Below are 11932 nucleotides of genomic sequence, written 5' to 3' on the forward strand. Positions count from 1 at the left end.
CGTTCGCGAGAGCGGGGTTTCTTGTCCACATTGTCCCCCTTCCTTCACCGGTAGTGGATGCTGTATACTACATACTGATATTATTTCAATTCGAGAGGCATGAAAACAATCCACGAGAAACTTCAGAACGGAAGCCAAGCCTACGCCGACTGGCACAACAAGCCGGCGCATCCGTATGTTCATGGAGCGATCTATGTAGCCGTCCTCTTTTTTGCTATTCAAGCGGTAGCTATCGACACGAATTCTCTTATTGACAGTTATTTTAGCTCAACATCTTTTGTTACAATTGCCGTCCGCTCGCTTGCCACTAATGTCAAAGCCCTGACAGACAAAGCGGTCTTCCTGGCTGAAGCGTTGCGTTCGTATCCGGAAAATCAAAGACCGGCGCTTTCCGCCGAACTTGAACAGACTCTCGCGAATCGCTTTGCCGCGCTCTCACGTCTTGCCGACAGCAACTCGCAGAGTTTCCTTTCCTCGATCTTTACGGCGGAACAGAGAGCGCTCATGCCCGCATCGGTTGCTTCCGCAATAGAGACGCCTGTCAATCCGAATGATACCTATACCTATCTGGTGAAGCATTCTGATGAAGGTCTTTGTGAATCTCCGGCGCACTCCGACAATCCCAAAGCTCCTCCGCCTGCCGAAAAGCACTGCGATGCCCGCGGCATTTTCCAAGACCGCTTGAAAGGCAAAGACGGCAACATTTTTGAAGCTCATTTTGGGGGCAAGAAACCGCGCCTCGGCGAACAAATCAAAATCAAGAAAGGCCAGAGAGTGGGCCAGCAGATTGTTGTATCGGCAGATGCCGATGCTACTGAAGTGGTTGCTCCGATAAAGGCGCAGTTGGGCGCAGGTGGCGCAGGCGCAGGCGGGTCAACCTCAAGCATGCCGACGACGGGTGTTAAAACCGTGCTCTACATGCTCGTCGGTTTTCCCGATGTCGTTGATACCACAGGATCAATTACGGGTACGGTAGGTGGAATACTTGCTCCGGGATTGCCGGGATCGTCTGGATCGTCACAGGTTAGCGAAGCTCAGGCTATGACTGACGCTCAATCAGAAATGGGAAAGGTGAATCAATTCCTGTCGGATAATTCCCACGGTTTGACTTCATTTTCAACGGTCGTCACTCCGCTTCTTGTTTTGCCCAACACCTCAACTTATTATGCGAGCCATACATCCTTCCCATACGGTGATGACCTGATCCAGGCCGATGCCCGCGCTGCCGCCCTCGCCAAAGGGTATAACTATCTGGATTACACTCTTGATGCCGTCCGTTACAACGGCAGTTACGGCAATTTCGGCGGCGAAGCATACATTGGCAGCCGAGGCGTGTGGCTCAAGTCATCCCGCTTTACCGTGGCGGCTCATGAATTCGGCCACAACTATGGTCTTTTCCACGCCAACACATGGGTTACTACTGATGGGACGACGCTTGGAGCTGGCGCGAATCAAGAGTATGGTGACTTATTCGACAGCATGAGCAGCAGTTCGTTGGGAGGATATTTCAACGCATTTGAAAAATATTGGTTGCAATGGCTTCCTCCTGCAAACACTACGTCAGTCACCACAAGTGGCACGTATGCTGTCAGTTCCTTCGACCAGCCCGCTTTCAGTGCTGGACTCAAATATGCTCTCAAAATTACCAAAGATACCGATCGCGATTATTGGATCGGTTTTCGGCAGGGTTTCCCGGCAAATATCTGGGAGACGAATGGCGCTGAAGTGCTTTGGGATCCTTGGACAAATAGCAACGGCGGCAGCCAGCTTTTGGACACGAACCCTGGCGGTACGAATGGCTGGAATGACGCCGCACTTGTTGTTGGTCGCACTCTTGCGGATACCAGCGCAGGAATATATATAACACCGATACGTAAAAATCCGGCAAATGGGACAGTCCCCTCATCAATAGATGTGGTGGTAAATCTCGGCGCATTTTCCGGAAATGTCGCCCCAACCCTTTCTGTGGCGCCAAGCGCGACTTCCATTCCGATGTATCAGCCTGTTACTTTTACCCTGAACGCAAATGACGGGAACGGGGATGCTTTGGCATACTACTGCGATTTCGGAGACAAAACATTCAGCAACATGAGCGCTGGTGTTCTTTCTAAGGTATACGTTGCGCCCGGCACATTCACGGTTATGTGTGAAGTTTCCGACATGAAAGGCGGAAAAGCGACAGCGGCAACGAGTCTTACGGTAACGGCTGCTGCCCCTCTCAACAATATGTTCGCCAATGCTTTTGTTCTCACAGGCTCAGCAGCGAATGCGACCGGCGCGAATAATTACGCTACGAAGGAATCCGGCGAACCGACTATCGCCAGCACGATCGGCGGCAAGTCGGTCTGGTGGACGTGGACCGCGCCCGCTTCAGGAGCGACCACCATCGCTCTCGCGGGAAGCAATTTTGATACGCTCCTCGGCGTCTATACCGGTACGGCAGTCAACGCTCTCACCCTCGTCGCTTCAAATGATGATAATGGAACTTCGCCTCGAAGCAGGGTTGTCTTTAATGCTACGGCGGGAACGACATACCACATTGCAGTAGATGGATATGGCGGGTCATGGGGAAACATTGCTCTTTCTGTGTCCGGGCCTTCCGCCACTGTCAATACAGCGCCGACTGTCGCCACTTCCGCCAGCGTTTCCCCAAGTCCTGTGACGGGAACCACCGCTACACTTTCTGCTCTTGGCACTGATGATGGGGGAGAATCCGCACTCACCTATACTTGGGCTGTTACGGGCACACCTCCTGGTCCTGTCGTCTTTAGTACAAATGCAACCAATGCCGCAAAGATAACCACTGCTACTTTCGACAAAGCCGGTACTTACAACCTCCAAGTTACTGTCAAAGATGCTGGTAATCTATCAGTCACAAGTTCTGTTACGGCAACAGTCAATCAAACACTCTCCACTCTTTCTGTCACACCAGCTACGGCAACGGTTTTGACTTCCGGAACGCAACAATTTAGCGCGGTTGCAAAAGACCAGTTTGGAAATCTGCTCACCGTGGCGCCCGCCCTCACCTGGGCGGTTTCGGGCGGCGGATCGATCAATTCCGCCGGCCTCTTCACTGCTGGTTCCACCGCGGGCGGGTCGTTCACGGTCACGGCCACCAGTGGCGCGGTGTCGGGCACAGCCACAGTTACGGTAGGCGCCGTGCCAATTCTCACGACAATTTCCGTGTTCCCAAGCTCCACGCTGGTCGCGACTAACGGAACCAAGCAGTTTACCGCAACGGCCAAGGATCAGTTTGGTGTTGCGCTTTCACTTCAGCCAACATTCACTTGGAGCGTTACTGGCGGAGGTACTATTTCTTCCACCGGCCTTTTCACTGCGGGGTCCACTTCAGGCGGGCCTTACACTGTGGCGGCGTCAAGTGGTGGTGTCAGTGGCACGACTACTCTCTCGGTCATCGTCATTCCGGTGCTAACGACAATTACCGTTTCTCCTTCCAATCCAACTGTTCAGCCGGGAGGAACCCAACAATTCACCGCGACTGGAAAAGATCAGAATGGCAGCACTCTCACGTCCCAACCGACATTCACCTGGAGCGTCTCGGGTGGTGGCACGATGAGCGCAAGTGGTCTCTTTACCGCAAGCGCCACCGCGAAGGGTTCGTACACGGTTACTGCGACAAGCGGCAGCGTTTCTGGAACTGCTTCCGTCAGTGTTCCTGCCGTCCTAAAATCCATCACTCTTTCTCCTTCCAGCGCTTCAGTGCAGACAAACGGAACACAGCAATTTACAGCCCAAGGTGTTGATCAGACCGGCGCATCCATGACCTTCGCCCCGGTTTGGACGGTAAATGGGGGAGGCACGCTCTCTTCGAGCGGCCTCTTCACTGCCGGAGGCACAGCGGGTGGTCCATACACGGTGACCGTCACCAACAATCCTGTTACCGCAACCGCCAGCGCTTCTGTCACAATCACCGCGCCAGCTCCTGTTCTCACATCGATCACTCTTTCTCCGATCTCCGCTTCGCTTGTTTCCGGAGCGACACAAACATTTACCGCTACCGCAAAAGATCAAAATGGAACTGCGATGTCTCCACAACCAAGTTTCACTTGGACAGCAACTGGCCAATCATCACTTGCACCGAGCGGTTCTACAGCGACCTACACAGCGGGCAACACGGCAGGCGCTTCCTTTGGAATAACAGCTTCTTCGGGAGGGAAAAGCGCCACCGCTCCTATTAGTATCACGGTGCCTGTGACACCGTCTCCCCCGCCACCAACAGGGGGAGATGTCACTCCGCCTACGGTCAGCTTGAAACCTCCGCCTTCTAATGGTGACATCATACAGAGAAGTACAAGGACTCTTTGGGCCAACGCCTCTGACAATGCAAAAATTGCCAAAGTGGAATTCTACGCCAACACCACTTTGCTTTGCACTGTCAAACGCTCCGCCAATTTTTACTGCAATTGGGATCCGACCGGTAGCAGCGTCACCTACAATCTCACGGCAAAAGCCTACGACACGTCGAATAATTCCGCCGTCTCTCCTGTGGTCACAGTGACGACAGTTCCCTAACAAGAAGCGCGCCCAAAAGCCAGCCAGTCGCTCCACGAGATTGGTGTTCTCAAGGAGACGGTGGGCATGAAAATCAGGAACGGGGAAGGACTTGGCACGATCAAATTCTAACGCTGGTTTTGCGGCCACCCGGCTGCCTCGAAAAGTGGCTGCCAGTGCCGGCGTGCCCGGCAGAAAAGTCAGAGAAAGTTTTCATTGCGGGGCTGGTGAACTTGCATATACTCGCCATCACCTAAGCAAGTCGGGGCAGACAACAAGGTGAAAGGAGGAGGGGTCATGCCGGAAGAAGTTCTCGGCGGGATGTGGGAAAGCATCAAGACAGAGTGGGAATCGGCCCGGCCACAGGTGACGGGGCATTGCACGCTCATTGAAGATTTCCAAGCTTCGCCCACTCACTTTTACGGCCTCGTCGAAAAGGCAATTGAGCGCCGCAAGATTCCGGGTCTGCGCATGTCGCATGTCCTGCATCGGGAAGGCTGGATCATGTCCGCGGCGCGCGAGTACCTGCGCGCCGAGCGCGGCAAGATTTCGTTTGAAATCTGCGGCGCGCCCTTCGGGACCGGGTTTTTCGTGTCGTGCCGCATGATCGTCATGCCGGAAAAGAATGGCATCTTCGCCCGGATTTGGAAGTTCCTGTTCAATCCCAACACCTTCTACCAAATGGACGTTGCCGCCATGTACCAATCGGCAATCGAATCAGCGGTGAAGGAAGCGAAGAACGAATTGACGCAGACGAAACTCTCCGTGCCGGGCCTGCGCACCAGCGCTGTTCCGGTGCTTGCGTGACGGCCATGAGCGCAAACGAATACGCCCTGGCCCGGCCTCAAGCGCACGGCAGCACCGCCGATTTGGTCGCGAGCGAATTCTCCCGCTGGCTTGCCTTGGGGCAAGGCACGCGGGAATGGGATTTCCCTGTCTTTATCGAGCCGCCCTACAGTCCGATCATCGTCGCTCCCGCTGTTATCGAGGACGACGGCAGGCAGCCGACGATTCTCAGCGCTCTGGCGGATACCGTCGGCAACTGGCTGAGTCCGAAAAAGAGACCCGCGCCTAAAGCGAACACGGTCGTTGCCGGCGATCTCAATTGGCTGGCATTTCCCAATTGCAGCACGCCCGTTGAATTTCAAGCGCTCATTCCTCCGCACATCAGCATCCGCAAGGACAGCTTCGAGCAATTCTTAATGAGCGTCAGGTACTGCCACTTTCCGCTCTGTTTCGAATTGATCGGCCGCGCGGATTCGATCACGGTTCAACTGGTCGCGCAGCAAGATGACGTGGCGCACGTCGAACCGCAACTCGCGGCGCACTTTCCGGACATTGTCTTCGCTAAACGCACGGGGCATCTGGAAAAAGTCTGGCAGGAGACGGAAGGCGAGCATCGCTTTCTTTTTGGGTTCAGCCTGTTGCAGCCGTTTCTCCTGCCGCTCGAATCCTATCGGGGTTTTCCCGTCGATCCGCTCGTTGGCCTGGCTGGCGCACTTTCCGACATCCGCAAGGACGAGGCCGCCGTCTTCCAAGTGCTCTTTGAACCGGCGCGCAATCCGTGGCTTGAGACGCTGGCTCAAGTCGCCGAGTTCGCGCCGGAACTCAGCCCGCATATTCGCAAGAAGATTGCGTATCCGTTTTTTGCGGTGGTGGCGCGGCTGGCTTGCAAGGCCGCGAGTGAAGAGCGCTTGGTGCAATTGCTCAAGAATCTCGACGGCGCGATGCGCGTATTTTCAACCCCTGCTGGAAACGGATTGACCGTGCTTTCCAACAAGGGCTATTCGAGTGGCCGGCAGGAAATTGATCTGTTACTGCGACAAACGCACCGCAGCGGCATGTTGCTGAACAGCGACGAACTGCTGGGCCTTGCGCATTGGCCGACACCCGCGGTGCGCACGCCGAAGCTGGACCGCGCCACGCGCAAGACAAGGCCGGCGCCCACGCTCTGCCTGAATCATGCGTTGACGCTCGGCACGAACAACCACAACGGAGAAGACAGCACCGTGACGCTCGCGCCCGCGCAGCGCGTCAAGCACATGCACGTCGTCGGCGCGTCGGGCACCGGCAAGTCAACGTTTCTACTCAACCTCATCATCCAGGACATTGAAAACGGCGAGGGCGTCGGCGTGCTCGATCCGCATGGCGACCTTGTGGATGAAATTCTCGCCCACATTCCCGCAGAACGCCACGACGATGTGGTCCTCGTCGATCCGTCCGATGAAGAATACCCGGTCGGTTTCAATATCCTTTCGGCGCACTCGAATCTCGAAAAGAACCTGCTGGCTTCGGACCTCGTTTCCGTTTTTCGCCGCCTGTCCACAAGCTGGGGCGATCAAATGACCTCAGTGCTCGGAAACGCCGTGCTCTCGTTTTTGGAAAGCAGCACTGGCGGCACGCTCTCCGATTTACGGCGGTTTCTGATTGAACCGGGCTTCCGCGCGGAATTTCTTGAAACGGTGCGTGACGAGGAAGTCGTGTATTTCTGGAAGAAGGAATTTCCGCTCCTCTCCGGCAAGCCGCAAGCATCGCTGTTGACCCGGCTCGATTCCTTCCTGCGCCCCAAGCCGATTCGCCACATGGTTTGCCAGAAGGAGAACAAGCTCGACTTCGCGAGCATCATGGATTCCAAGAAAATCTTTTTGGCGAAACTCTCGCAAGGATTGATCGGGCAGGAAAACTCATACCTGCTTGGCTCGCTGTTCGTCTCGAAATTCCATCAACTTGTCATGGGCCGTCAGGAAGTGCGCCAGTCCGAACGTGAAAACTTCTGGCTCTACCTCGACGAATTTCAGAATTTCGTCACCCCGTCGATGGCGGCGATTCTCTCCGGCGCGCGTAAATACCGCCTCGGCCTTATTCTCTCGCACCAGGACATGCACCAACTGGTGAGCCGCGATCCCGATGTGGCAAATGCCGTCCTTGCCAACGCCTTTACGCGCGTCTGTTTCCGGCTCGGCGACTCCGACGCGCGGCGCATGACCGAAGGCTTCTCGAATTTCGATGCTCACGATTTGCAGAGCTTGGGCACCGGCGATGCAATCTGCCGCATTGAGCGTTCCGCCTTCGATTTCAACATGTATACCGCATTGCCGGAACTCGTTGACGAAGAACTCGCCGAAGAACGGCGGCGGCGCATTCGGGAATTTTCGCGCGCCAAGCACAGCAAGAGGCGGACGGAGCTTGAGCCGCCGCGAGGCCAGACTCCGGCAGCGCCAGCATTCCCCAAAGCCGAAGATACCACTCCCACGCCAGCGGCGCCGAGGCCCGAACCCGCGCCGCTCCAAATCGCCAAGTCCACTCCAGGCAAAGGCGGCCACGAGCACAAAGTTTTTCAGCAAGTGCTTTGCGATTGGGCTGGCGATCTCGGCTTTACGGCTGCAATCGAACAGGAACTTCCGAGCGGACAGGGCAGTGTCGATGTCGAAATCGAAACCGGCTCCGAATCCATCGCCTGCGAAATTTCCGTCACAACCAGTATTGCCGATGAACTGAGCAATCTCACGAAATGCCTGACGGCCGGCTACGATCACCTGCTGATGATCTGCACCGATCGCGGCAAACTCGACGCCTTGAAACGCAGTGCCGCTGCCAAGTTTCCTGCTGACGCGCTTGAGCGGGTCCAGTTTGTGACGCCAACCGAAGCGTTCCAATTCCTGCATAGCTTGATCGACGGCGTCTCAATCACGGCGAAAGGCGCGCTGTCAAGTTACGGATGCGACGTGCGCGTAAATTACCCGCCCGCCGCGAGCGCACCTTCCAGCAAGAAAGGCGGCGTGGCGCAAGCCGTCAGGAATGCCACCAAGCGTCTTCGCGACGGAAGAAAATAGGTGGTTGCCGCATGTCTCAAACCAACGAGGTCAAACTTTCCAGGCATGTGCCATTCGGCTATCGGCGCGAACCGGCAGGCGAACTCGTGCCGGACCCCGTCGAGGCTCCCATTCGAAAGGAGCTTTACGAGCTTTTTCTCCGTCATGGCCGCAAAAAGACAGTCGCCAAATTACTGAACGAAGCTGGCCACCGCACGCGCGACGGGTCGCTTTTTTCAGACGCAACAATCGGCAGGTTGCTCCGCGATCCCATCGTGACCGGCGCTGCAACCTCGACGTTCAAGATCGAGCCGCTTATTTCGGAAGAAGTTTGGCGGCAGTGCCAGGAATTGCTGCAACATCCCGTTCCGAAAACACCGGCACATCTCTTCGCCGGAATCGTCCAGTGCGCGTGTGGCACGAAAATGTACGTGCCAACGAACTCCGACAAATATGTTTGCGCGAACTGCCGGCGAAAGGTTCCAGCACGTCGTCTTGAAAACATCTTCTTCGACCAGTTCAAAACCTGCTTCCTGGTGCCGCTCGAAACCGGAAGCGAAGGCGGTGAACTGGTCCAGAATGTTCAAATCTGGCCGCACTTCACGCCTGAAGAGAAACGGCAGGTCGTCGAATCAATGACACAATCGATCGTTGTCGCTGATCGGAGGATCGACATTAACCTGTATTATTTGCCTTCGGTAAAAGACATGACAAATTGGCAACACGAACAAATTGGCAACAAGTCCGGCGAACGCCAGTCTACGCGCGTCCATGAAAGTCCGCTGCGGTTCAACGTAGATACCCGTGAACTCCGGCACGGCGAAACGTCATTGACGTACAAGCTCAATGAAACCACCCGCAACTTTCTCACGGTTTTGGCGCTCAATATCACAAACGGGATACACCTCCCGCTCGAACTCGACCGGCCCTTCGCGGACGGAGCCAGTTGCACAACGCGCAATGCCCTCGATACCCTGCGTAAACAGATCGGGGCGGTGATCTGCAAGCGCCTCATCAAAACCGAGCGCGGTTCAGCCACAAGGCCCGGCGGCGTCAGGCTTCAGAATGTAGAAATTGCTGGCGTTGGGAAGCGGGAAATCACTCTCAATCCCGAAGCTGTCCACGCCGCCAAATCCAACCGAACCGGCCAGTCCGCAAGGCAGCGCAAGCCACTTTCCGGTGAGCATTTTGAGCGTTGACCTAGCCGAAGACCGGCGCATCACCGGCGTAAGTCCGGCGTAACACCGATTTTTATATTTTTTAACTCCCTTTCAAATCAGGACTTGCGCTTGGCGCCGGACTTCCAGCGAGTGTTTTCCATCAATAGGTATGGGGCGAACATGATTGCTTCGTTGCTCATGCCGCTTTGGAACGCCTCTGAGGGTCAATCCTCCATGCCGCACTCGCAGTCTCAGCAAATTCCAGCCACAGAAATACAAGAAATCGGCACAGAATCTTTCACAGATTTTACTGGACAGGATGACGCGGCTCGAGGTAATGTCCCTGTGTCCGCAGGACCGACAAGGCCGCTCGCGTTGAACAGGATTACGGACGAATTGCTCGACGATACGCTGCGGGTCTGGTCGGGAGCCTACGGCCAAACAATGACCGAAGACGATGGCGTGGAAATCCTGCTCAACGTCAAGCGTCTGGCCGAAGTGCTTATGAAGTCAGGACAAAAAGGAGATATGCGATGAACGTGATTGTCTGGGCGCGGGTCTCGTCCCGCGAGCAGCGCGAAGGATACTCCCTTGACGCGCAGCTTCGCGCCGCGCGTGAACGTGCGACAAAGAACGGCTGGACGGTTCTCAAGGAGTTCGTGGTCGCGGAATCGGCCCGGCGTGGTGCCGAGCGGGTGGCTTTCAACGAGATGTTTCAATGGGTGAAAGCCAACGCCAAACGTGATGGCATCAAAGCAATTCTGAGCCACAAACTGGATCGTGTCTGCCGCAATATGCGCGACGCGGTGCGCTTGCAAGAACTTGAAGACACCTGCGGCGTGCATCTGGCCTTCGTCGAAAACCAGTTTGGGCCGGGAGCCGCGGGCGCGCTGTCGTTTAACGTCATGGCCGCCGTGGCTCAGTATTACTCCGACAACCTGCGCAACGAAGTCTTGAAGGGCATGGATGAAAAAGTCCGGCAGGGCTGGCCCACGGGACTTGCGCCGTTCGGATACCAGAACGTGGAGAACCGCAACGAGCCGGTGGTTCCGCATCCCGTCGAATCCATAGCAGTGGCGCGCATTTTCGAGTTGTACTCGTCTGGCAACTGGACATTCAAAAGTCTCGGTGACCAGCTTGAGCGGGAGGGCATCATCTACCGTCCAAGCCAGCCGCGCTTTACGTCCTCGGCGCTCTCAAAGATTCTCAACAACCGATTCTACATGGGCCAGATTATCCGCCGCGGCCAGGCTTTCCCCGGCAAGTACCGCGCGCTGATTGACCGCAGCGTCTTTGAAGCCTGTCAGCAGTTGCTCCACGGCAAGAACCGGCGCACGGGCAATCCCGAAATCATGCTCTCCGGCGGCATCCTGCGCTGCGCGCATTGCGGCCACGCCATCACCGGAGAGTTCATCCGGCGCAAGCTGAGATGCGGCGGCGTCAATGTCCACACGTACTACAAATGCGGCAATAACAACCAGGCGCCGGAACATCCCAAAGTCCGCTGGCGCGAAGAGGCTGTTGAAGAAGCGCTCTTGCACGAGTTCCTTGCTCTGAAGCTGCCCACGCCGGAATCGGCGGAGTGGTTCCGAACAGCCTTGCGGGCCGGATTTGCGAACGTGGATGAAAACCAGCGCCGCCAAAAGCAAATGTTGGGCAAGCGCACAACTGAATTGGTGAACATGCAGGACCGGTTGTTGAATGGCTATCTGGCTGGAGCCATTGACGAGGCAGTTTTCAACCGCAAATCCACCGAGTTGAAAGCGCAAGCCGTGGAGACTCAAAGCGCTCTGGAAAAGGCGGATGCGTACGATCCCGAAGCGGCGGAGCGCGCCCTGTCAGTGTTCGACTTCAGCCAGAATTTGGCCGAGCGCTGGCGCGGTTCGAACTATTCAGTCCGGCGTGAAATCCTGCTCTGCGTGAGTTCGAACCGGCTCCTTGGCACTACAACTCTTGAACTGCAAAAGAGAAAGCCCTTCGACGCGCTCGCCGAAGATCTCGTTTTGAAGATTGGTCGGGGCGACTGTACAGACTTCGAACCAACTTCTTTCATTGATTCATTCCTTCGTCCACCCGAACCGCACATTCTAACCGCTGCGCGATTGGAACGGGAGAACACTTTCTGTTAAACGCTCATGCGAAAATGGCGCGGCTCATTTGAGGTACGCATGCACGATGTCAATCAACTCCGAGGCGGACTCTTTCTGTTTCTGCGAACCAGTATCGGAAAGTTGATGAATGTGAGCTTCGATGATCTCCGCCATGAGACCGTTGAGCGCGCCACGGCAAGCCGCCGCGTTCTGGAGAATTTTGAACGTGTGCCGGTCTTGCGCAAGCATGTTTTCCACGCCGTTAAGCTGTCCCCGGATCCGGCTGATGCGTTGGAGCAGTTTCTTTTTGTGGCGCGGGTCAAGCATGAACGATATTACAATACACCAGTATAGTATT

At 55.8% G+C, this 11932-nt stretch carries 7 protein-coding genes; 6 read left to right on the forward strand and 1 reads right to left on the reverse strand.

Going from position 1 to position 11932, the window contains the following annotated elements; genetic code table 11:
* Positions 1-99: 99 nt before the first annotated feature.
* The 6 genes from PHS53_00270 (at position 100) to PHS53_00295 (ending at position 11613) form a co-directional block, all read left to right on the forward strand.
* On the forward strand, positions 100-4533 hold the full coding sequence (locus PHS53_00270) for a PKD domain-containing protein (protein MDD5356571.1): 4434 nt from the start codon (positions 100-102) through the stop codon (positions 4531-4533).
* Positions 4534-4809: 276 nt separating this feature from the next.
* On the forward strand, positions 4810-5319 hold the full coding sequence (locus PHS53_00275) for a hypothetical protein (protein ID MDD5356572.1): 510 nt from the start codon (positions 4810-4812) through the stop codon (positions 5317-5319).
* Between the two features lie 5 nt (positions 5320-5324).
* Positions 5325-8345, forward strand: a complete 3021-nt coding sequence (locus PHS53_00280) for a type IV secretion system DNA-binding domain-containing protein (protein MDD5356573.1) — start codon at positions 5325-5327, stop codon at positions 8343-8345.
* A gap of 11 nt (positions 8346-8356) precedes the next feature.
* Positions 8357-9523: a recombinase family protein gene (locus PHS53_00285; protein ID MDD5356574.1), complete on the forward strand. Its 1167-nt coding sequence runs from the start codon at positions 8357-8359 to the stop codon at positions 9521-9523.
* Between the two features lie 195 nt (positions 9524-9718).
* Positions 9719-10021, forward strand: a complete 303-nt coding sequence (locus PHS53_00290) for a hypothetical protein (GenBank protein ID MDD5356575.1) — start codon at positions 9719-9721, stop codon at positions 10019-10021.
* On the forward strand, positions 10018-11613 hold the full coding sequence (locus PHS53_00295; protein ID MDD5356576.1) for a recombinase family protein: 1596 nt from the start codon (positions 10018-10020) through the stop codon (positions 11611-11613). Before PHS53_00290 ends, PHS53_00295 begins: the two co-directional genes overlap by 4 nt.
* Before the next feature lie 24 nt (positions 11614-11637).
* Here PHS53_00295 and PHS53_00300 read toward each other — a convergent pair whose 3' ends face one another.
* Positions 11638-11901 (reverse strand): metal/formaldehyde-sensitive transcriptional repressor, encoded by a 264-nt coding sequence (locus PHS53_00300; GenBank protein MDD5356577.1) that lies wholly within the window; start codon positions 11899-11901, stop codon positions 11638-11640.
* Positions 11902-11932: the final 31 nt, after the last annotated feature.

The organism is Candidatus Paceibacterota bacterium, assembly GCA_028714635.1.
GTDB lineage: Bacteria > Patescibacteriota > Minisyncoccia > Phycocordibacterales > JAQTLZ01 > JAQTLZ01.